Source organism: Actimicrobium sp. GrIS 1.19 (assembly GCF_035984655.1).
Lineage (GTDB): Bacteria > Pseudomonadota > Gammaproteobacteria > Burkholderiales > Burkholderiaceae_D > Actimicrobium.
This window is the reverse complement of sequence record NZ_JAXCHT010000002.1, coordinates 188630-210777: the sequence shown is the minus strand read 5'-3', so window position 1 is coordinate 210777 and position 22148 is coordinate 188630. Positions and strand designations below refer to the sequence as shown.

Sequence of the window (22148 nt, the reverse complement as noted above, 5' to 3'; positions counted from 1 at the left end):
CGCTGCGGCCGTTGGCGCAATCAGGTCAGGCGTTGCGCCATTGCGGCGCCGCTCAGCCAGGCGTTCTCGATCCGCCCTGCCCCGTCCAGGCCGGCCGCAAACCAGTCGCCGCAGGCGCCGATGCGCAGCGCCGCGTCCCACAGGCAATCACCGGCCAGCGGCTGTGCCGCCTGCGCATAGCGCCAGCGATGCACGGCCGCATACACCGGCTGAACGTGCGTGTTGGTAGCCTCGTGAAAGGCTTTCAATAATTTTTCCTTGGCGCGTTCCGGGTCATCCTCCAAATGTTCGACGCTCCACGCGACCGAGGCCTGGCCGACCCAGTGTTCACCTGGCCGGCGACCGGGCTTGGAAGCATCGTGCGCCAGCCATGCAAGGCGCGAGCCATTGACCCACGCGCCGTCAAAGCCCAGCTCGAGCGACTCCTGAAACGCCAGCATCAAACTCCAGCATGGCACCAGGTGTGTGCTGGCGGCTTGCTCGGCCAGCGCCGGCGCCACCCGCAGTAGCCCCGCGGCCTGGTCGGCCGGCACGGCGACCACCACCGCATCAAATGGTCCGGCAGTCGCGCTGATTGGTACCGTGTCGGACTGCACGATCAGCAGCCACTGCTTGCCCAGCGGTTCGATCCGTTCAACTCGCTGCGCCGACCGCACGTCCAGTTCATGCGCCAGTTGCACGCCAATCTCGCGCATGCCCGGTACCCCGACGTGCCGCACGCCGCTGCCGTTGGCTCCAGCCGGCTTGCTCTTGCCGTTCTCGAGCGTGACGAATCTTCCTTTCCAGGGGGCGACCCAGCCGTCCTTGCTCCAGGTGGCCACGGCCTTCTTGAAGGCCGGCGACTTTGCCGTGAAATATTGGGCGCCATGATCAAATCCACCCAGCTCGGTTTGTCGGGTGGACATGCGTCCGCTGACGTTATGGCTCTTTTCAAAAACGGTAACCTGGTGCCCCTGCTCCAGCAATTGACGTGCGCAAGTCAAGCCGGACATGCCGGCACCGATGATGGCAATTTGCATGCAATGCTCCTGAGAATCAATCAGCCAAAAAAAACCGCCCATCGCTGTTCGAAAAAACAGCGATGGGCGGCACTGGTCGGGATCACAAGCGCGCTTACTCGTCGCCTTCGGCGGGCCAGTCGCGAATGTACGCCTTCAACATACGGTTCTCAAAACTCTGTGCTTCAAACACCGCCTTGGCGACATCGTAGAACGACATCACGCCAAGCAGTGTGCGTGCGTCCATGACCGGCACATACCGCGCATGACGTTCCAGCATCAGGCGGCGCACTTCATTGATGTCGGTTTCGGGTGTGATGGTGATCGGGTGGTCATCCATGTGCTTGCGCACGGTTCCGGGGCCAATTTCGCCATGGTTCTCATGGATGGTTTTCATGACTTCGCGAAAGCTCAGCATGCCGACCAGTTCGCCAAACTCCATGACCACCAGCGAACCGATGTCTTTTTCGGCCATGGTGTTGACGGCTTCGAGCATGGGTGTCTCGGGTGTGACGGTGTAGAGAATGTTGCCTTTGACCTTCAGTATTTCAGATACTTTCATTGTCTCGTCCCGGCACGTTGTTGTTCTGTACTTTGCAATGTAGCCTAAGCAGCATGAAAAATCCAGCGTACTACCCGGCACCGCCGGACTGAGCCAGCGCAAACAAGGTGCAATACGATGCTAGGATTGGCACCATTCGACACAGGAGACACCCCATCATGAGCGGTCCGCACTATCCCGGTTTCGACACTCTCGCACTGCATGCAGGCAGTGCGCCGGACCCGGCCACAGGCGCGCGCGCCACCCCGATTTATCTGACCAGCTCATTCGTGTTCAAGGATTCCGATCACGCCGCATCGCTGTTCAACATGGAGCGCGCGGGCCACGTGTATTCGCGCATTTCAAACCCGACCAACGCCGTGCTGGAAGAACGCATCGCCGCGCTGGAAGGCGGCGTAGCCGGCCTGGCGGTGGCCAGCGGCCAGGCTGCGATGCATCTGGGCCTGGCGACCATCGCCGCGGCCGGCTCGCACATCGTTGCTTCGCGCGCACTGTACGGCGGCTCGCAAAACCTGCTGGCCTACACCATGAAACGGTTCGGCATCGACACCACCTTCGTCGATCCGCGTGATCATGACGCCTGGCGCGCTGCCATCCGGCCGAACACCAAGGTGCTGTTTGCCGAGACGCTGGGCAATCCCGGGCTCGACGTGCTCGACATCGAACGCGTTGCCGCGATCGCGCACGAACACTATCTGCCGCTGATGCTGGACTCCACCTTCACCACACCGTATTTGCTGCGACCGTTCGACCACGGCGCCGATCTGGTATTTCATTCGGCCACCAAATTCCTGTGCGGGCACGGCACCGCGATTGGTGGTTTGCTGGTCGATGGCGGCACGTTCGACTGGCAGCGCGCGTACGAAAAGAATGGCCACTTTGCCGAGTTGTGCGAACCCTATGAGGGCTTTCACGGCATGGTGTTTGCAGAGGAATCCAGCGTGGCGGCATTTTCATTGCGCGCGCGCCGCGAGGGCTTGCGCGACTTCGGCGCAGTCATGAGTCCGCACAATGCCTTCGCCATCCTGCAGGGCATCGAGACGCTGGGCTTGCGCATGGATCGCCATGTCGCCAACACGCGCAAGGTGGTGGAGTTCCTGGTCGCGCATCCGGCGGTGGAGACCGTGTCCTACCCCGAGCTGCCAACGCATCCGGATTACGCGCTGGCGAAGACCCTGTTGCCGAAGGGCTGCGGCGCGGTATTTTCGTTCAGCATCAAAGGTGATCGCGCCGCCGGCCAGCGCTTTGTCGAATCACTGCGGATTTTTTCGCACCTGGCCAATGTCGGCGATGCCAAATCGCTGGTGATTCATCCTGCCTCGACCACGCACTTCCGGGTGCCGAGCGCGCAACTGCGCGCCTCCGGCATCACCGAAGGAACCATGCGCCTGTCGGTCGGGCTGGAAGATGTCGACGACCTGATCGAGGATCTCGCCCTCGGCCTGAAGGCCTCGCAGCGCAGTGCGCAGAAAGGAGCCTGAGATGCTGCTGACCATTCACGATCAACCGGCCTACTGTTACACCGGCGGCAAACCGTTCGATGCGGCTTTGCCGACCGCCGTATTCATCCATGGCGCGCAGAACGATCACTCGGTGTGGGTGCTGCAGACGCGCTATTTTGCGCACCACGGTTATGGCGTGCTGGCGGTCGATCTGCCGGGGCATGGTCGTAGCGGCGGCGCGCCACTGCAGTCGATCGAGGCGATGGCCGATTGGCTGCTGGCGCTGCTCGACGCGGCTGGCGTGCAGCGCGCGCTGTTGATCGGCCACAGCATGGGATCGCTGGTCGCACTCGAAACCGCCTGTCGCGCACCGGCTCGTGCCAGCGGCCTGGCATTGGTGGCCACCGCGTATCCGATGAAGGTTTCCGATGCGCTGCTGGAGGCCTCCAGGCATCAGGAGCAAGCGGCCATCGATATGGTCAACATCTGGTCGCACAGCGCCGTCACGCCAACGCCATCCATGGCCGGCCCGGGATCGCTGGCAATCGGGGTTGGCAAGCGTTTGATGCAGCGCATCGCTGCGCGCAATCCGGCGCCTGTCTTCTACACCGATTTTTCGGCTTGCAACAACTACGCCAACGGCGCGGTGGCGGCGGCATCGGTCGCCTGTCCAGCCCTATTTCTGCTCGGCGACAAGGATGCGATGACCAGCGCCCGGGCCACCGCGCCACTGATCAGTGCCATGCCGAACGCGCGCGTGGTGCGACTGGAAAACTGCGGCCACGCCCTGATGGCAGAACAACCGGATGCGGTACTGACAACGCTGTTCGGATTTGCCGGCAGCGCCACCAGCATGGCGTGACGGCGGTACGGCCGCTTTACCGACCGCCCGCCATCGACACGGCGGGCGACGTGGTCGCGGAGACCGCGGCATCGTCCCTGACCTCATGATCGAAATAATCGGCCAGCGACTGGCGCAATCCCTGTTCGACCGCATTCTCGACATGGCTCGCCAGCGGTCCGGTACGCACCGCATCGAACACGAACAGCCGGTACACGTCAGCCAGTGTCAATTGCGCCGGATTGATCAACAAGGTCCAGCGATCAAGCATGCTGGCCGGCGCTTTCGCCCAACCCAACCGCTTCGGGGCATCGCTCTTGAGGCAGCCTACCCAACCGACTTCAAGCATTTGCTGCAGCAACGTTTCGGATTCGTCAAACCCGAGCCGGGTGCGGTCACGGATCATGTCGGCATCCACCGCGGTTGAGTTCCCTTCACGCGAGTGGTACAGCACGCGCAGGATCGCCATGGCATCGACAAATGCGCCGCCCGGCCGCTCGACATGCCACCAGCGTTCGTATTTCACCACCGGCAAGGCTGCCGCCAGCAAGGCGCCGGACAACGTGATCATCCAGAACATGAAAATCCACAACAGCCCGATCGGAACCGCCGCGACCGAGCCATAGACCATCGTATAGGTCGGGAACTTGATGATGTAAATGGCGAACAGGCGCTTGGCAATTTCGAACGCCATGCCGGCCAGCAGCCCGCCCCAGATGGCATCGCGCCAATCGACGCGCCGGTTGGGCAGCGCAATGTAGAGCAGCGTGAAAGCCCCGGTGGTGATGCCGACCGAAATCGTGGTGTAGGTCATCGCCCCCAGAAACGGCATCTTCATGACCACGCCATTGGTTGCCTCGAACAGGTACGAGGTCAAGGAAATCGAGACGCCGATGAGCAGTGGTCCCAGCGTGATGACCGACCAGTAGACCAGCATGCGCTGCAGGAACGGACGCGCGATGCGCACCCCCCAGATGCGGTTGAAGACCCGCTCAATGGTCGACATCATGGCCAGCGCGGTAATGATCAGGACGACGCCACCGATCGCCGACAGGCCGGTCGACTTGGCGGCAAACTGATTCAGATAACCCAGAATCGTATTGGCGATCGCCTTGGGCATCAGGTTCTGGATGAAGTACGCTTCCAGCGCGGTGCGAAAGGTATTGAACAGCGGGAAGGCCGTGAAAATCGCCAGCGCGATGGTCAGCAGTGGCACCAGCGCCAGCACAGTCGTGAAGGTCAGGCTGCCGGCGACCTGCGGCAAATGTTCTTCATCAAGACGGCGGGAAGCGAAGCGAAACAGGTCGCGGATCTGGGACCATGTCAGGCCACGCAAAAGTTGAAAACGGCGGGAAAGCATGCGTTCAGAGATTCCGTTCAAAAGAAGATGGTGGTCCGGACCGCCTGCAAACAACAACGAAAACGATCGATCGTCACGATTCGCTGCGCCATGCGGCACAACCCGACGGGCTTTCCTGCGCGAACGGCGACAAGATGACCAGTCAACGCCGGGGCCGAACCAAAGCGCCCTATAATATCGCGGATGAACCCACCCAACCTTTCGATTCTGGTTTTGTACTATTCACGACACGGCGCGACACGCAAAATGGCCGAACTCATTGCGCAGGGAATTGACAGCGTCAGCGGCTGCGAAGCGATGTTGCGCACGGTGCCCGCGGTGTCCACTGTTGCCGAGGCCACGGCACCGGAGTTCGCATCCGAAGGTGCGCCGTACGCCGAATTGACCGACCTGGTGCACTGCGACGCGCTGGCGTTCGGCTCGCCCGGACGCTTCGGCAACATGGCCGCTCCGCTGAAATACTTCTGGGAATGCAGCACGGCCCAATGGCTCGCGGGCGCCCTGGTGGACAAGCCGGCCTGCGTCTTCACCACCACCGGCAGCATGCATGGCGGCCAGGAAAGCACCCTGCTGTCGATGATGATTCCGCTGCTGCATCACGGCATGCTGATTCTCGGTTTGCCCTACAGCCATCCGGAATTAATGACCACCTCGACCGGCGGCACCCCCTACGGCGCCAGTCATTGGGCCGGTTTGAACGGCAACCATCCGATCTCCGACGAGTCCCGCACGCTCACCATCGCACTCGGTCGCCGCCTGGCCGAGACCACACGAAGAAACCGTCCGCAATAATGCAAACACCCTTTCAAAAAACCTGTTATTACGCCGCCGTGGCGAGCCTGACCGGACTCATCGTGCTTGGCATCTGCTGGGAAATGTGGCTGGCGCCGTTGCGCCCGGGCGGCTCGTGGATGGTCTTGAAAGTGCTGCCGCTGTTGCTCCCGCTTCGTGGCGTCATCAAACGTGACATCTACACGCTGCAGTGGTCGTCCATGCTGATCCTGATTTACCTGACCGAAGGCATCGTGCGCGCAACCAGCGACCGGGTCACGTTGTCGGCCACGCTTGGGTGGGTCGAAGTTGCGCTGGTGTGCGTGTACTTTTTTTCGACGGTGCTGTTCCTCAAGCCATACAAGAAAGCGGCCCGAAAACTGGCGCGCGAAGCGATCGAAAAAGCCGCGAAATGAATACCTTCCTGCAGCAATGCGTCGATGCGATCGGCGCGAAACATGTCGTGGTCGATCCTGCCGACATGGCGACGTACCTGACCGACTGGCGTCGCCGTTTCACCGGGCGCGCACTTGCCGTGCTGAGGCCGGGTAGTGTCGATGAAGTTGCCCTGCTGGTGCGCCTGTGCAATCGGTTCCGCATACCTGTCGTACCGCAAGGCGGCAACACCGGCCTCGTTCTGGGCAGCGTCCCTGACAGTAGCGGCACGGCGGTCGTGATGTCGCTGCTGCGCCTGAACCAGATTCGCAGCGTCGATCCCGTCAACAACACCATCACTGCCGAAGCGGGCTGCATTCTGCATCATGTGCAGCAGGCTGCAGTGGAAGCCAATCGCCTGTTTCCGCTGTCGCTGGCGGCAGAAGGCAGTTGCACCATTGGTGGCAATCTGGCCACCAATGCGGGCGGGACCGCCGTGCTGAGGTACGGGAATATGCGCGATCTTTGCCTCGGCCTGGAGGTTGTCACCGCCGACGGTGAAATCTGGAGCGGCCTGCGCGGACTGCGCAAGGACAATACCGGATTCGACCTGCGTGACCTGTTCATCGGCGCGGAGGGGGCGCTGGGCATCATCACCGCGGCCGTGCTCAAGGTCTTTCCCCAACCCAGGGCGCGACTGACCGCATTCGCCGCGATGACCACACCGGCACAGGCCCTGCAACTGCTGGCCCTGGCACAGGAGCATTGTGGTGCGACACTGACCGGCTTCGAGCTGATGTCGGACTTCTGCATGCAACTCGTCAACGCGCATTTTCCGCAGTTGCAGCTGCCATTTGCCACCTCGTCGCCCCAATACGTGCTGCTGGAACTGTCCGACCATGAGTCGTTTGCGCATGCCGAAGCCATGCTCGAAAGCCTGTTTGCCGACGCGCTCGAACAGGAAATCCTGCACGACGCCGTGGTGGCCTCCTCGTTGGCGCAGTCAAGGGCACTGTGGAGCCTGCGCGAGCATGTGCCGTTGGCGCAAGCCGAAGAGGGCAAGAACATCAAGCACGACGTCTCGGTGCCGATCTCGCGCATTGCCGAATTCATTGCCGCCACTGATGCGTTCTTGCAGGACGCTTTTCCCGGTTGCCGCATGGTCACCTTCGGCCATCTGGGCGACGGCAACCTGCATTACAACGTCTCTCCTGCGATCGGTGAAGCCGGCGATGCGTTTATTGCACGTCAAGCCGACATCAATCGCGTGGTGCACGACAGCGTGCATCGCTTCGGCGGATCAATCTCGGCCGAACACGGCTTGGGCGCCCTGAAGCGCGACGAGATCCGCCGCTACAAATCTCCGCTCGAATTGCGTCTGATGCAAAGCATCAAGACCGCACTCGATCCGCTGAACCTGATGAACCCGGGAAAAGTAATTTGATCGCAACCGCAACCCTGGCCAACCGCTGCGTCATGGCCGTACTTCTCAGCCTTTCGTCGCTCTGTGCCAATGCCGCCTTCAAGTGCGCGCAGGATGGTCATACTCTGTACAGCGACCATCCCTGCCCCGGTGGCATCGCGCTACCACCCAGCGATTTGCGCAAGCCGGCCACGCTCGAAGCCGATCAGCAAAGTGCGCAGCAGCGCGCCGCAACGGAGAAGCGCCAGCTGCTCGAACTTGAGGAAAACCGCCGGCGCAACGAGCGCGTGGACGATCAGCAACGTGCCCGCGCCGCAGCGACCGCAGCCCGACACCAGCGCCAATGCGCGGCACTTGCACTGAAACGACGCTGGGCTGCCGAAGATACGGCGCTGGCATCAAGCCAGAAAGCCGAAAAGTCCAGACGCCAGTCGCGTCGACTGGGCGAAAAATACGCGCTGGAATGTACACCCTGATCCGCGCTCATTTGCCCATCAAGGCAGCAATCTCTCTGGCGGGAAGTGCTGCGATTGCCTGATTGCGGCCGGCCCTTTTGGCCAGGTAAAGTGCCTGATCAGCGCGCTCCAGCACCGCATTGATCGACTCGGCGCCCCCGCAGCGGTCAAGCCCCACGCATCGCGCCGCATACCCGGCCGTCAACGTGAAGCCAGAATTCTGGTCATCCCGCACGCGCACCATTTGCTGCATGGCTTCGTTGACCATCCGGTGCGCCAGGATGGCGGCATCCGCCTCGCTGGATTCACGCAGCAAAATGCAGAATTCGTCACCGCCATAGCGTCCCGCCAGATCCTTGATGCGGATCAGATTGACCATCATCCGGGCGGCATGGGCCAGAATCTTGTCACCGCCGGAATGGCCAAATGCATCGTTGATTGATTTAAAGCGATCGATGTCGATCATCACCACGGCGTAGGCTTCCGCGGGCACAAGCAGATCGATTCCCAACGCCATTTCAAAAAATGCTTTGCGGGTCAGCAGCCCTGTCAGATCGTCGCGTCTGGCGCTTTCGAGTTCCTCAAAACGCTGCCGCTCATGCACCATGTAAAAAAATCCCATGGAACTGACAATGACGAACAGCCCAAACATGAAGAGCGCTCCGATCGGTGGCAATGATCGCGCCGTTGGCGCCACCATTGCGCCGTCACCGAACAGGCTGATAGCGCCGCGCAACAGCAATGCCAGGGCCATTCCACCGATGACAAGTTTCACCAGGGCCAACATGCTCGTGGCACAGAATCTGCGATTGCGCTGAATCACCGCGTAGACCTTGGCGAGAATTAGCGTAATCGCCCAGGAAATGGAACAAATCGCAAACTGTTTGGGTGTATCGAAAAAATAGGTCGACAGCACCCCGCTCATGCCCAGCAACCAGATGAAGGCACTCGTCTTTCTGGAAACTGTCGTCGCGAACAGCTCGGAAAAGGCATGCAGACACAAAACCGGCATCCCCATGATCAGCCCATTTGCCAGCAAAAAACTGACGACCCACGGCAGCTTCTCGCGAAAGAAAAGCAGCAGGAAGCCAAAGCCGATGCAGCCCATTGCCGCGCCCCATTTTTCGAGACCAAACTTTTTGTTGGGAGTCGCGCGCGCCGAACTGTAGGACATCACTGCCATCAAGAAACATAGCAGGCTCAGGGAGAACAACAAGGTGACAGGATCAATATGCAAAGCAGTCAATCCCAGGCTGAAAACAAGTTGATGTAACCGGACTGAAGCCCGATACCGCGCGCCGTCGGCAATCTGCCTGTGCGCAACAACTTAAAGACATTCTATTCTTGTAACAATAACTCAATGCACACGCAAATGCCTAAAAATGATTGAGGATATTCAGGAATTTTTCGACGGAAAGAAAGTGCGTCGGGAGGGGCTCGAACCCCCGACCCATGCCTTAGAAGGGCATTGCTCTATCCAGCTGAGCTACCGACGCATAGAAAAGGTGCGATCGCCACAATCGGCCATTGTCAGTTCGACGACCACGGCCGGAAAACTCATCCAGGCAATCTCCGGCGAGCAATGCCTTCGAATCTCTGCGAACAAAAAAAAGCGGGCTGTCATTAAGACAGCCCGCTTTCGTATTTCTGGTCGGAGTACAAGGATTCGAACCTTGGACCCCCTGGTCCCAAACCAGGTGCGCTACCGGGCTGCGCTACACTCCGAGGAAGAGAATCATAACGGCCGCAGTCGCTTACGTCAATGGTTTCGGCGTCTAAATTGTCATACAGCGCGCCATAACGATCATCCGGTCAATCCAACCCGGCAGACATGCCGCCTCAACGACGCGAAGTCGCATGGTTGGTTATTCTGGCATGGCGTCAAGCATGTATCCGACGCTCCGAACTGTCTTGATGTAGTCGGCGGCGGCGCCCAAGGCTTTCCGCAAACGCATGATGTGGACGTCAACCGTTCGTTCCTCGATATAGGAGTCATCGCCCCACACCCTGTCGAGCAATTGCGATCTCGAAAATACGCGTTCCGGATTCATCATCAGAAACCGCAACAACCGAAATTCTGCCTGATCGAGCTTGACGGCCTGGTTCGATACGGTGACCAGGTGACGCTCCGAATCTATCGCAATCATCCCGTGGGTTTGCGTTGAACGGACCGGTTCGGGCGCATTGCGTCGCAACACGGCATGGATGCGCGCTACCAGTTCACGCGGCGAGAACGGCTTGGTGACATAGTCATCAGCGCCCGCATTCAACCCGCGCACTTTATCTTCGTCCATGCTTTTTGCAGTCAGCATGATCACCGGCAGTGCCGCAGTGCGCCCATCACTGCGCCACTCACGCAGCAGGGTCAGACCGGCGACATCCGGAAGCATCCAGTCCAGCAGCACTGCCTCCGGCAAATGTCGCGCAATCGCCTTTCTTGCCTCGGCAGCATTGACGGCGATGGTCGATGAAAATCCTGCATCACCCAACGTAAAGCGCAACAGCTCGACGATACCGGGCTCGTCCTCAACAATCAGAATTTGATACGAATTTTTTTCCATTACCGGGCGCTACATGCGCAGAGAGTCAAGGACGCTTGACGTTGGTCTAAGAGGTCGACGCCGCGATGTCTGACGCGCATTGTCGTTGCGCGGCATACGCCGCGCCAAATGACTATAAATGATTTTCCCGGTTGACGCGAACGCAGCAACGCGACAGCAACAACTAACTCACCAGATGCACCTTGTCGGCAATGCGACGTGCCATCGCCTGGGCAATCTCCAGCGTTTTTGCTTCCACCATCACGCGTATCAGGGGCTCGGTGCCTGATGGCCGAATCAATACACGCCCTTCGCCAGCCAGTGCCACCTCAACTGCCTCTTTTTCAGCGACCATTGCGCCGTTATTCAACCAGTTGAAGCCCTGCTCTACCCGCATATTGATCAACGACTGCGGATACATCACGATATCCTCGGTACATTCCGACAGCGTTTTGCCACTGCGCTTGAGCGCGGATAACACCTGCAGGGCCGAAACAATCCCGTCGCCGGTCGTGTGCTTGTCCAGAAACAGCAAGTGGCCGGAACCTTCACCACCAATCGTCCAACCGCGCTCCTGCATCACTTCCAGGACATAGCGGTCGCCGACCTTGGCACGCGCAAAACCGACGCCCATCTCCCTGAAGGCCACCTCCAGCGCCATGTTGGTCATCAGCGTACCAACGGCGCCATGCACTTTCTGCGTCGCCATTCTGTCCTTGACCATGATGTACAGGAGTTCGTCGCCATTGAAAATGCGCCCCGCCGCATCGACCATTACCAGGCGGTCCGCATCGCCGTCGAGCGCGATGCCAAGATCGGCATTGTTGGCGCGCACTGCCAGCGCCAGTGCTTCTGGCGCCGTGGCACCGACCGCATCGTTAATATTGATGCCGTTTGGCTGATTACCGATTGCAATGACCTCGGCGCCCAGCTCATGAAAAACATGTGGCGCAATATGATAGGCGGCGCCGTGCGCGCAATCGACCACGATGGTCATGCCGCGCAAATCAAGTTCGTTGGGAAAGGTGCTCTTGCAAAATTCGATGTATCGCCCCTGCGCATCTTCCAGGCGACGTGCCTTCCCCAGCTTTTCGGAGGAAACGCAGCCAAGCGGCTGTTCCAGCTGCGTTTCAATGGCGGCTTCGACAGCATCCGGGAGTTTGTTGCCTTGCGCCGAAAAAAACTTGATGCCGTTGTCCTGGAATGGATTGTGCGACGCCGAGATGACGACTCCGGCCGACAGACGCAACGCCCGCGTCAGATAGGCAACCGCCGGCGTCGGCATCGGCCCCGCCAACATCACGTCCACGCCCGCCGCTGCGAAGCCGGCTTCCAGCGCGGCTTCCAGCATGTACCCAGAAATGCGCGTGTCCTTCCCAATCAACACTGTCGGCTTGCCTGTCTCGTTCGCCGTCAATACCTTGCCGGCTGCGTAGCCCAAGCGCATGACAAAATCCGGTGTGATCGGGGCCACACCAACCAACCCGCGTACGCCATCCGTGCCAAAATATTTACGTGACATTTCTTGTTCCATCCTCGTGAGTGTTGGTGCTGCGTGTTCTAGGCGCCCGGCTGTGTCGCCGCATGCCAAACCGCCAGAGCATCGCGGGTTTCACTGACATCGTGCACCCGCAACATTGCGGCGCCGTGATGAGCCGCGGCTATCGCCGCACCCAGACTTCCGGCAAGACGATCGCCCACGGCACGGCCGGTGATTTCACCGATCATTGATTTGCGGGAAAGTCCAGCCAGAACCGGCAGGTTCAGAGCATTTCCGATTGACCGAATGTGCGTCAACAGCGCGAGATTATGCGCCAGAGTTTTGCCAAATCCAAATCCGGGATCAACGCAAATACGCTCGCGCTGAATTTTTCCGGCCTCAAGCGCAGCATGGCGTTGCGCCAGGAACGCAAGCACCTCCTGCACCACATCCTGATAGTCGGGGGCGATTTGCATCGTGAGTGGCTCCTTGCGCATGTGCATGATACAGATGCCGCAGTCGCTGTCGTTGATTGCGCTCAACGCATCAACGTCACGGAAGCCGCTGATGTCGTTTACCATATCCACGCCGGCCAACAAGGCTTCACGCATGACCGCGGGCTTGTAGGTATCAATGGAAAGTGGTTTTCCGCAATCCCGGAGCGCATAAATCACCGGCAGCACGCGGTCCAGCTCGTCGCGGATCGACAACGGCTTCGCGCCGGGCCGACTCGACTCGCCACCAATATCGATGATGTCAACGCCAGCAGCTATCATCGCATCGGCACGCGAAAGGGCCGATTCAAGCGAGACAAATTGGCCACCATCCGAAAAGGAATCGGGAGTGACATTCAACACGCCCATGATCAGGGGCGGTCCGCCTTCATCAAGCGCGAGACGGTAACGTCCGCAGTGAAACGTGGTTGATTTCATAGGGTGCATGGAAAATAAAAAGGGCGAGGATCTCTCCTCACCCTCTTGTCATCGACGACTTGCCGAATCAGGCTGGTGCAGTTGCGCTCGGTGAAACGCCACCCGAACTGCTATCGGATGACTGTCGTTTCGGTGGTACGCCGGCTTTTGGAAGACGTGGTTCACGTCCTTCCATGATGTCGTTGATCTGATCAGCGTCAATGGTTTCCCACTCAAGCAGCGTCTTGGCCATCATTTCGACTTTTTCACGATTCTCTTCCAGCAGACGGCGTGACAGTGCGTACTGCCCGTCAAGGATGCTGCGGATTTCGGTATCGACTTTCTGCTGGGTCGCCTCTGACACGGTCTTGGCCGACATCCGACCAAAATACGCATCCTGCTCGGTGTCTTCGTAGACCATCGTCCCCAGGCTCTCCGACATACCGTAACGCGTCACCATGGCACGGGCGAGCTTGGTCGCGCGTTCAAAGTCATTGGACGCACCCGTCGACATTTGATGCATGAAGATTTCTTCGGCGATGCGGCCGCCAAACAGAATTGCGATCTCCTCAAGCATCTTGTCCTTGTACAGATTCACACGGTCGTGCTCCGGCAACTGCCAGGTCAGGCCCAGTGCGAAGCCACGCGGCATGATCGTCACTTTGTGGACCGGATCGGCTTTCGGCAACAGTTTTGCAACGACGGCATGCCCGGATTCATGGAAGGCGGTGTTGCGTCGTTCTTCTTCGCGCATGACGGCAGATTTGCGCTCAGGGCCCATGACGATCTTGTCCTTGGCATCCTCAAAGTCCTGCATCTCGACCAGGCGCTTGTTGCGACGCGCGGCGAACAGTGCGGCTTCATTGACCAGATTGGCCAAGTCCGCACCGGAAAAACCTGGTGTGCCGCGTGCCAGGATATCCGCCTTGACGTCAGGAGCAATAGGCACCTTGCGCATGTGGACATACAGGATTTGTTCGCGACCGCGAATGTCCGGCAAGCCAACCACGACCTGACGATCGAATCGACCTGGACGCAACAGCGCTTTGTCCAGCACATCGGCGCGGTTGGTTGCGGCAATCACAATCACGCCAGCATTCGCTTCGAATCCGTCCATCTCGACGAGCAACTGGTTCAGCGTTTGTTCACGTTCGTCGTTGCCGCCGCCCATGCCGGCGCCACGATGGCGACCGACAGCATCAATTTCATCAATGAAGATGATGCACGGCGCATGCTTCTTGGCGTTTTCGAACATGTCGCGCACACGCGATGCGCCAACGCCGACAAACATCTCAACGAAATCCGAACCAGAAATGGTGAAGAAGGGAACCTTGGCTTCGCCGGCAATGGCGCGCGCCAGCAAGGTCTTACCGGTTCCTGGCGGACCAACCATCAGCACGCCACGCGGAATACGGCCACCGAGCTTCTGGAACTTGGTGGGATCGCGCAGGAAGTCAACCAGCTCCTGCACTTCTTCCTTGGCTTCGTCGCAGCCGGCGACGTCCGCAAAGGTCACGGCGTTGCTGGTTTCATCCAGCATCCGCGCTTTGGATTTTCCAAACGAAAACGCGCCGCCCTTGCCTCCGCCTTGCATTTGACGCATAAAAAATACCCAGACGCCAATGAGGAGCAGCATCGGGAACCAGGAGATGAATACTTGCGAGAGGAACGATTGTTCTTCGGGTTGCTTGACGTCGAACTTCACGCCATTGTTGACCAGATCGCCAATCAGGCCGCGGTCAAGATAGGTGATCGCCGTTTTAATCTTTTTGCCATCGAGTGTAGTCGCAACGATGCTGCGGTCTTCGATGGTGGCGTCCTTGATGTGCTTGGCTTTTACTTCATCCAAAAAATCAGAGTAAGGCACTGAGGTTGCACCACCCGACAGGCCGGTCTTGTCGAAACTTTTGAACACCATGAAAAGAACCATGGCAATGACCACCCAGATGGCGGCCTTGGAAAACATATTATTCACTAGAACTCCTTGGACGCCCGTTGCGCCATATGCCCGATGTGCAGACTTGATTTTACTCGTAATAAACAGCGCTTGCTATGTCCGACTTGGGGCCAAACTGCCCGGATATCAAGGGTCAACTGGCGTCTTTAACAAGGAAACCGGATTTTTCACGCCTTTTCCAAGCAAAAATATCTCGGAAGATTTATCCCGGCTCGCTTTTGGCTTCTTTGGCGAAACCGTTTTGAACTCATCGCGAAATTTTTCAACGATTTGGCTGTAGCCAGAACCGTTGAAGCATTTGACGAGCAAGGCTCCGGAAGGTTTCAAATGCATCTGCGAAAACTCGACCGCCAGATCGATGATGTGCTCCATCCGGGCTGCGTCGGCGCTGGCGATGCCGGACAGGTTGGGTGCCATGTCGGATAACACAACGTCGACCTTGCGGCCGGCCAGAATCACTTCGAGCTGACGCAACACCTTGTGATCACGGAAATCGCCGAGGATGAAATGCACGTCGGCGATTGGCTCCATCGGCAGCATGTCCAGCCCGATGATGGTGCCGTCGATTCCGCCGCCGGCCTTGCCTGCCAGCTTGTTGCGCACGTACTGCGACCAGCTCCCGGGCGTCGAGCCAAGGTCGACGATCACCTGACCGAACTTGATCAGTTTTTCATTTTCGTCGATCTCCTTGAGCTTGTAGACAGCACGTGCCCGGTATCCTTCTTTTTGCGCCAGCTTCACGTAAGGATCGTTGATGTGATCGTGTAGCCAGTTTTTGTTTAATTTGTTCTTTGCCATTCGCGTAGAATACTGCTTTTAAGGGATTTTTATGTTGAAACTCACACCGGCAGAGCGCAGTACGCTCCGTGCCGAAGCGCACGCGCTGAACCCGATCGTCATTGTCGGTGAGGCTGGGCTGACTGAACCGGTACTCAAGGAAATTGATAACGGACTCGATGCACATGGCTTGATCAAAGTCCGTGTATTCGGCGACGATCGCGAAGCACGCATTGGCATGTATGAGACGATTTGCGACAGACTCGGTGCCGCACCCGTACAGCATATCGGGAAACTCCTGGTGGTGTACCGACCAAAACGCGATGCGGTGAAGGAAGTACGTCTTGAGAAAAAAGGCCGTGGCATGCGCGAGGTCACCATCGTCAAACCAAGCCCGAGTGGTACCAAACGCCCGTCAGTGACCAAGGTAATGGTAAAGGGTAACGAGCGCGTCACCCAGGGCGGCTCGATCAAACGTGCGAAACCGCGTCAGACCAGCGCCAAGAAATCGTCGCTCGGGAATAGCTGAAGCGATTGGCTGATTTGGGGGCTGGGATTGCGCTCTCATGTTCGCATCCCGCCTCCGTCAACCCCTTCACTGCTGCGCCGGTTCCAACTGCTGATTTTTGACCAGCAAAACAATTCCGACGATACTTTGCGCCAGATACAATGCGCTCGCTGCGCCATGCAGCAGGCCGAACTGCAACCTGGCGTCACCGCTCATCACGCCACCCTCCGCGCTTTCGCGCAATGACGCCATGAACGGCTGCAATCCGAAGTATCCCACTAGCGTACATGCCAACATGGCACCCGCCAACTGATACAGGTGTTTGCGCCTGTACGATTCAGCGACCTGAAACTTGACCCATACCAGCAATGCCAGCGCCGCCGTTACCGAAAACCACGCTTCAACGCGGAACAACTTTCCGGCAATGGTTCCGGCCAGGACGCGATCCGGTAAAACAGCGAACAGCGTCGGCGCAACCAGATAGCCAACCGTCCAGAGACTGCCAACCCACAAGGCAATAATGACCGGCCGGACATGAGATGCGAGATTGCGCAAATCAGATGTAACGCACTTCCAGCACTTCATATTCGCGCACACCGGCGGGGGCCTGCACACCCACCACATCACCAGCAAATTTCCCGATCAATGCACGGGCTATTGGCGAGGTAATCGACACCTTCAAATCCTTCAGATCGGCTTCATCCAGCCCCACAATTTGATAGGTAACCTTGTCGCCTGTTTCCAGATCCTCGAGATGCACGGTTGAACCAAACACAATGCGCCCATCGGCTTCCAGCGTAAGCGGATCAATGATCTGCGCCGATCCCAGTTTTCCTTCGAGGTCGGCAATCCGGCCTTCGATGAAACTCTGGCGTTCTTTCGCGGCGTCATACTCGGCGTTTTCCGACAGATCACCCTGCGCCCGGGCTTCCGAGATGGCATTGATGATCGAGGGACGTTCTTTGGTCTTCAGGCGATGCAACTCTTCCTTGAGAAGTTGTGCGCCATGCTTCGTAATAGGTACGGTGCTCATAGGTCTTTTTTATTCCGATTAAAAACTACAGAGGCCACAAACGACGCCTGGTAAACCGGGCACCTTCTGTGACCTCTGCAATTGTGTTCAGTACGTGATGACGATGAACTTAGTGTAAAGATTTATGCAGTTCTTGTAAATCGTAGACGTGCAATTCATCCAGATGCGCCATTCCAGCGACAGCCGCTTCGGCGCCTGCGATCGTGGTGTAGGTCGTCACCCTGGCGGCCAGCGCCGAGGTGCGAATCGCGCGCGAATCGGTAATCGCATTGCGTTTTTCTTCCACCGTGTTGATGACCAGCGCAATCTCGTTGTTCTTGATCATGTCGACAACATGCGGACGTCCCTCGACGACCTTGTTGACGCTGGTGACAGGAATGCCCGCTTCGCGAATCGCAGCTGCCGTGCCCTTGGTAGCGGCGACCGAGAATCCGATTGCAACCAGGTCCCGGGCAACCTTGACCGCGCGCGGTTTGTCGCCGCCTTTGACGCTCAGGAATACCGTACCCGATCGCGGCAGTTTGACGCCGGCGCCCAATTGCGATTTGACGAATGCTTCGCCGAAGGTCTTGCCCACACCCATGACTTCGCCGGTGGATTTCATTTCCGGTCCGAGAATGGTGTCGACACCCGGAAATTTCACGAACGGGAAGACGGCTTCCTTGACACTGAAATAACCAGGCACCACTTCGTTGAAAATACCCTGGCTATCGAGTGACTGGCCGACCATGCAGCGCGCCGCTATTTTAGCCAGCTGCAACCCCGTGGCTTTCGAGACGAATGGCACGGTGCGCGAGGCGCGCGGATTGACCTCAAGCACGAAGACGACATCCTGTGCAACGCCATCAATCACTTGCTGCTGGATCGCGAACTGTACATTCATCAGGCCGACCACATTCAGGCCCTTCGCCATCAGCGACGTCTGGCGCTTGATTTCGTCAATGGTCGATTGCGACAGCGAATACGGTGGCAGCGAACAGGCTGAGTCACCGGAGTGCACGCCGGCCTGTTCAATGTGTTCCATCACGCCGCCGATGAAAGTACGCGTGCCGTCGGACAGGCAATCGACATCAACTTCAATTGCATCATTGAGGAATCGATCCAGCAGCACCGGCGAATCGTGCGACACCTTGACCGCCTCGCGCATGTAGCGTTCCAGGTCCCGTTGCTCATGGACGATTTCCATCGCACGTCCACCCAGCACATACGACGGCCGGACCACCAGCGGATAGCCGATTTCCTGCGCCAGACGCAGCGCGTCTTCTTCAGTGCGCGCAGTGCGGTTCGGCGGCTGACGCAACTCCAGATCCTTGAGCAGTTGCGAGAATCGCTCGCGATCCTCGGCGGCGTCGATCATGTCCGGCGAGGTGCCGACGATCGGCACACCATTGGCTTCGAGGTCCAGCGCGAGCTTCAGTGGCGTTTGTCCACCGTACTGCACGATGACCCCGTAAGGCTTTTCCTTGTCGACGATTTCCAGAACGTCCTCCAGCGTCAGCGGCTCGAAATAGAGCCGGTCTGACGTATCGTAGTCGGTCGACACAGTTTCGGGATTGCAGTTGACCATGATGGTTTCATAGCCATCTTCGCGCATCGCCAGGGCCGCATGGACGCAGCAGTAATCGAATTCAATACCCTGCCCGATGCGGTTCGGACCACCGCCGAGCACCATGATCTTTTTGTTGTTGGTCGGCGCCGATTCGCACTCTTCCTCGTAGGTCGAGTACATGTACGCGGTGTTGGTCGCGAACTCGCCGGCGCAGGTATCGACGCGCTTGTAGACCGGCCGGATGTTCATGGCATGCCGTTTTGCACGCACAAGCTTGTCGGTGCTGTTCAACAGCTTTGCCAGCCGTCGGTCGGCGAATCCCTTTTGCTTGAGCTTGTAAAGCGTCGCCTTGTCGAGGTCATCGAGCGCTTTTGTCTCCAGCCACAATTCGAGATCGATGATCTCCTTGATCTGGATCAGGAACCATGGGTCGATGTGGGTGAGCTGGTGCACCTCTTCCATCGTGAAACCTTGAGCGAATGCATCGCCGACATACCAGATGCGATCCGGGCCCGGCTCGCCGAGTTCTTCTTCGATGGTTTCGCGGTCGGTGGTCTTTTCATTCATGCCATCGACGCCGACTTCAAGGCCGCGCAAGGCTTTCTGGAACGACTCCTGGAACGTGCGTCCGATTGCCATGACCTCGCCCACCGATTTCATTTGCGTGGTCAGGTGATTGTCCGCCTGCGGGAATTTTTCGAAGGCAAAGCGTGGGATCTTGGTGACGACATAGTCGATGCTTGGCTCGAACGACGCCGGCGTCGCACCACCGGTAATTTCATTGCTCAACTCATCGAGCGTGAAGCCGACGGCAAGCTTGGCGGCGATCTTCGCAATCGGGAAACCGGTGGCTTTCGAGGCCAGTGCCGACGAACGTGACACGCGCGGATTCATTTCGATGACGATCATGCGGCCATCGGCAGGATTGATCGAAAACTGCACGTTCGACCCACCCGTATCGACACCGATCTCGCGCAACACCGCGATCGACGCGTTGCGCATGATCTGGTATTCCTTGTCGGTCAGTGTCTGCGCCGGCGCAACCGTGATCGAGTCGCCGGTATGCACGCCCATTGGATCGAGGTTCTCAATCGAGCAGACGATGATGCAGTTATCCGCCTTGTCGCGCACAACTTCCATCTCGAATTCTTTCCACCCGAGCAGTGATTCTTCAATCAGCAGCTCGGTGGTCGGCGAGGCTTCGAGACCGCGCTTGCAAATGGTTTCGAATTCTTCGGAGTTATAGGCGATGCCACCGCCGGTCCCGCCCATCGTGAACGACGGCCGGATAATGGTCGGGAATCCCAGCGTCTTCTGCACGGCCCACGCTTCATCCAGTGAGTGCGCAACGCCGGAGCGCGCCGAGCCGAGTCCGATGCGGGTCATCGCTTCCTTGAACTTGGAGCGGTCTTCCGCCATGTCGATGGCTTCCGGCGAGGCGCCAATCAATTCGCAGTTGTATTTGGTCAGTACGCCATTGTGATGCAGGTCGAGCGCGCAATTGAGCGCGGTCTGACCGCCCATGGTCGGCAAAATCGCATCCGGACGTTCCTTGGCGATGATGCGCTCGACGACTTGCCAGGTGATCGGTTCGATGTAGGTGACATCGGCCATCTCCGGGTCGGTCATGATCGTGGCCGGATTGCTGTTGACCAGAATGACCTTGTAACCCTCTTCGCGCAACGCCTTGCAGGCCTGTGCGCCGGAGTAATCGAATTCGCACGCCTGTCCGATAATGATCGGCCCGGCGCCAATGATCAGGATGGTTTTAATGTCTGTACGCTTTGCCATTATTTCTTTTCTCCGTCATTGCCCGATGTGGTGCTGTTACGTGCGCTGGTCATCAAGTCAATGAAGCGGTCGAACAGGGGAGCAATGTCATGCGGACCAGGCGACGCTTCGGGATGACCCTGGAAGCAGAACGCGGGCTTGTCGGTGCGGGTGAAGCCTTGCAGCGAGCCGTCGAACAGCGAGACGTGCGTGACGCGGCAGTTGGCTGGCAACGAATCCGGATCCACCGCGAATCCGTGGTTCTGCGAGGTGATCATGACCTGCCGGGTGGCGAGGTCCTGCACCGGATGGTTGGCGCCATGATGGCCGAATTTCATCTTGATGGTTCGTGCACCGGACGCCAGCGCCATGATTTGGTGACCGAGGCAAATGCCGAAGGTAGGAATCCCGTGCTCGATCAAGGTACGCGTCGCACTGATCGCGTAATCGCACGGCTCAGGATCGCCCGGACCATTCGACAGGAAGATGCCATCCGGATTCAGCGCCAGCGCTTCTTCGGCCGTCGCTTGCGCCGGAAGAACGGTGACGCGGCAACCACGTTGCGCCAGCATGCGCAGGATGTTGAATTTCACGCCATAGTCGAATGCGACCACGTGGAACTGTGGCGCGCTCTGTTTGCCGTAGCCGGCGCCAAGCACCCATTCCGATTCAGTCCATTCGTAGGCGGTCTGGGTAGAAACGACTTTCGCCAGGTCCATGCCAGCCAGCCCCGGGAAGGATCTTGCCAGGGCCAGCGCCTGCTCCGCCGTAACGCCTTCGCCAGCGACGATGGCGCCATTCTGGGCGCCCTTTTCACGCAGAATGCGCGTCAGCTTGCGCGTATCGATGCCGGCCAGAGCAACAATGTTTTCGGCTTGCAGATACTCCGTCAGGCTTTGTGTCGAACGAAAGTTCGATGCCATCAACGGCAGATCCTTGATGATCAAGCCGGCGGCATGGACCCGCGTGGATTCGACGTCGTCGACATTGATGCCGGTGTTGCCGATGTGGGGATAGGTGAGCGTGACAATCTGGCGGCTGTAGCTTGGATCGGTCAGGATTTCCTGGTAGCCGGTCATTGCCGTATTAAATACAACCTCGCCAATTGTGTGGCCGGGCGCGCCGATGGAAAACCCCTGGAAAATTGACCCGTCTGCAAGCGCCAGTATGGCAGGGACTGAGGGGCCAGAAAAAAATGGCGGCAAGGTAACTCCTGATGTGGTTACCGCCGCGCTGCGTCGCTCCAGAATTGACCGCGTGCGTGTTTTCCGCGGCGGAGCGCAGACGGTAGGCGGGGTCGTTCCGGGACGTTAAAGAGGGTATGCGCTACGGCGGTATAAAATGGGCTGAACCGCCGAATTATAGCCCACGACAGGCCATCGCGGCAATCCGGCGA

20 protein-coding genes and 2 tRNA genes are annotated in these 22148 nt (G+C 58.6%); 7 read left to right on the top strand and 15 right to left on the bottom strand.

The features are described from left to right. Positions 1 to 20: 20 nt before the first annotated feature. Both RCH09_RS02620 and RCH09_RS02615 read right to left on the bottom strand, forming a co-directional pair. On the bottom strand, positions 21 to 1019 hold the full coding sequence (locus tag RCH09_RS02620; protein WP_326939476.1) for an NAD(P)/FAD-dependent oxidoreductase: 999 nt from the start codon (positions 1017 to 1019) through the stop codon (positions 21 to 23). A gap of 94 nt (positions 1020 to 1113) precedes the next feature. Beyond that, complete coding sequence (locus RCH09_RS02615; protein WP_326939475.1) at positions 1114 to 1560, bottom strand: CBS domain-containing protein; 447 nt, start codon at positions 1558 to 1560, stop codon at positions 1114 to 1116. A gap of 158 nt (positions 1561 to 1718) precedes the next feature. Between RCH09_RS02615 and RCH09_RS02610 the strand changes: the two genes are divergently transcribed. Together RCH09_RS02610 and RCH09_RS02605 are read left to right on the top strand one after the other, a co-directional pair. Next, complete coding sequence (locus RCH09_RS02610; protein ID WP_326939474.1) at positions 1719 to 3041, top strand: O-acetylhomoserine aminocarboxypropyltransferase; 1323 nt, start codon at positions 1719 to 1721, stop codon at positions 3039 to 3041. A gap of 1 nt (position 3042) precedes the next feature. Beyond that, complete coding sequence (locus RCH09_RS02605) at positions 3043 to 3864, top strand: alpha/beta fold hydrolase (protein WP_326939473.1); 822 nt, start codon at positions 3043 to 3045, stop codon at positions 3862 to 3864. 16 nt (positions 3865 to 3880) lie between these two features. On the opposite strand, the gene RCH09_RS02600 is transcribed toward RCH09_RS02605, so the two are convergent. Then, complete coding sequence (locus RCH09_RS02600; RefSeq protein ID WP_326939472.1) at positions 3881 to 5203, bottom strand: YihY family inner membrane protein; 1323 nt, start codon at positions 5201 to 5203, stop codon at positions 3881 to 3883. Positions 5204 to 5386: 183 nt separating this feature from the next. On the opposite strand from RCH09_RS02600, the gene wrbA reads away from it, so the two are divergent. Genes wrbA through RCH09_RS02580 form a run of 4 tightly spaced genes read left to right on the top strand, consistent with a single transcriptional unit; the run spans position 5387 to position 8248 of the window. After that, positions 5387 to 5995 carry an NAD(P)H:quinone oxidoreductase gene (wrbA, locus tag RCH09_RS02595; protein ID WP_326939471.1) on the top strand — a complete coding sequence of 203 codons (609 nt, stop codon included), beginning with the start codon at positions 5387 to 5389 and terminating at the stop codon, positions 5993 to 5995. After that, positions 5995 to 6390, top strand: a complete 396-nt coding sequence (locus RCH09_RS02590) for a DUF2069 domain-containing protein (RefSeq protein WP_326939470.1) — start codon at positions 5995 to 5997, stop codon at positions 6388 to 6390. The genes wrbA and RCH09_RS02590 overlap by 1 nt, the downstream gene beginning before the upstream one ends. Next, complete coding sequence (locus RCH09_RS02585; protein ID WP_326939469.1) at positions 6387 to 7793, top strand: FAD-binding oxidoreductase; 1407 nt, start codon at positions 6387 to 6389, stop codon at positions 7791 to 7793. The genes RCH09_RS02590 and RCH09_RS02585 overlap by 4 nt, the downstream gene beginning before the upstream one ends. Before the next feature lie 32 nt (positions 7794 to 7825). Then, positions 7826 to 8248, top strand: a complete 423-nt coding sequence (locus tag RCH09_RS02580; protein ID WP_326939468.1) for a hypothetical protein — start codon at positions 7826 to 7828, stop codon at positions 8246 to 8248. 7 nt (positions 8249 to 8255) lie between these two features. On the opposite strand, the gene RCH09_RS02575 is transcribed toward RCH09_RS02580, so the two are convergent. The 8 genes from RCH09_RS02575 to RCH09_RS02540 form a co-directional block, all read right to left on the bottom strand. After that, positions 8256 to 9335, bottom strand: a complete 1080-nt coding sequence (locus tag RCH09_RS02575; protein ID WP_326939467.1) for a GGDEF domain-containing protein — start codon at positions 9333 to 9335, stop codon at positions 8256 to 8258. Between the two features lie 314 nt (positions 9336 to 9649). Then, a tRNA-Arg gene (locus RCH09_RS02570) sits at positions 9650 to 9723 on the bottom strand. Between the two features lie 152 nt (positions 9724 to 9875). Further along, a tRNA-Pro gene (locus RCH09_RS02565) sits at positions 9876 to 9952 on the bottom strand. Positions 9953 to 10092: 140 nt separating this feature from the next. Further along, the gene (locus RCH09_RS02560) at positions 10093 to 10788 is read right to left on the bottom strand and encodes a winged helix-turn-helix domain-containing protein (protein WP_326939466.1); all 696 of its coding nucleotides are present in this window, start codon (positions 10786 to 10788) and stop codon (positions 10093 to 10095) included. A 163-nt stretch (positions 10789 to 10951) separates the two neighbouring features. Continuing rightward, positions 10952 to 12289: a phosphoglucosamine mutase gene (gene glmM / locus RCH09_RS02555; RefSeq protein ID WP_326939465.1), complete on the bottom strand. Its 1338-nt coding sequence runs from the start codon at positions 12287 to 12289 to the stop codon at positions 10952 to 10954. A gap of 38 nt (positions 12290 to 12327) precedes the next feature. Beyond that, positions 12328 to 13179, bottom strand: a complete 852-nt coding sequence (gene folP / locus RCH09_RS02550) for a dihydropteroate synthase (RefSeq protein ID WP_326939464.1) — start codon at positions 13177 to 13179, stop codon at positions 12328 to 12330. A gap of 67 nt (positions 13180 to 13246) precedes the next feature. Beyond that, a complete protein-coding gene (gene ftsH, locus RCH09_RS02545; RefSeq protein ID WP_326939463.1) occupies positions 13247 to 15133 on the bottom strand; it encodes an ATP-dependent zinc metalloprotease FtsH in 1887 nt (628 codons plus the stop codon). Positions 15134 to 15241: 108 nt separating this feature from the next. Next, entirely contained in the window at positions 15242 to 15913 is a 672-nt protein-coding gene (locus tag RCH09_RS02540; protein ID WP_326939462.1) for an RlmE family RNA methyltransferase, read from the bottom strand. Positions 15914 to 15944: 31 nt separating this feature from the next. On the opposite strand from RCH09_RS02540, the gene RCH09_RS02535 reads away from it, so the two are divergent. Next, positions 15945 to 16421: a YhbY family RNA-binding protein gene (locus RCH09_RS02535; RefSeq protein WP_326939461.1), complete on the top strand. Its 477-nt coding sequence runs from the start codon at positions 15945 to 15947 to the stop codon at positions 16419 to 16421. A gap of 66 nt (positions 16422 to 16487) precedes the next feature. Here the strand turns inward: RCH09_RS02535 and RCH09_RS02530 are convergent, their stop codons facing one another. The 4 genes from RCH09_RS02530 to carA all read right to left on the bottom strand — a co-directional run bounded on the left by RCH09_RS02530 (position 16488) and on the right by carA (position 21957). Next, positions 16488 to 16985: a DUF4149 domain-containing protein gene (locus RCH09_RS02530; RefSeq protein WP_442784992.1), complete on the bottom strand. Its 498-nt coding sequence runs from the start codon at positions 16983 to 16985 to the stop codon at positions 16488 to 16490. Next, on the bottom strand, positions 16957 to 17433 hold the full coding sequence (greA, locus tag RCH09_RS02525; protein WP_326939459.1) for a transcription elongation factor GreA: 477 nt from the start codon (positions 17431 to 17433) through the stop codon (positions 16957 to 16959). Before greA ends, RCH09_RS02530 begins: the two co-directional genes overlap by 29 nt. A gap of 109 nt (positions 17434 to 17542) precedes the next feature. Then, positions 17543 to 20773 carry a carbamoyl-phosphate synthase large subunit gene (gene carB, locus RCH09_RS02520; protein WP_326939458.1) on the bottom strand — a complete coding sequence of 1077 codons (3231 nt, stop codon included), beginning with the start codon at positions 20771 to 20773 and terminating at the stop codon, positions 17543 to 17545. Further along, a complete protein-coding gene (gene carA / locus RCH09_RS02515) occupies positions 20773 to 21957 on the bottom strand; it encodes a glutamine-hydrolyzing carbamoyl-phosphate synthase small subunit (protein ID WP_326939457.1) in 1185 nt (394 codons plus the stop codon). The genes carB and carA overlap by 1 nt, the downstream gene beginning before the upstream one ends. Between the last annotated feature and the right edge of the window lie 191 nt (positions 21958 to 22148).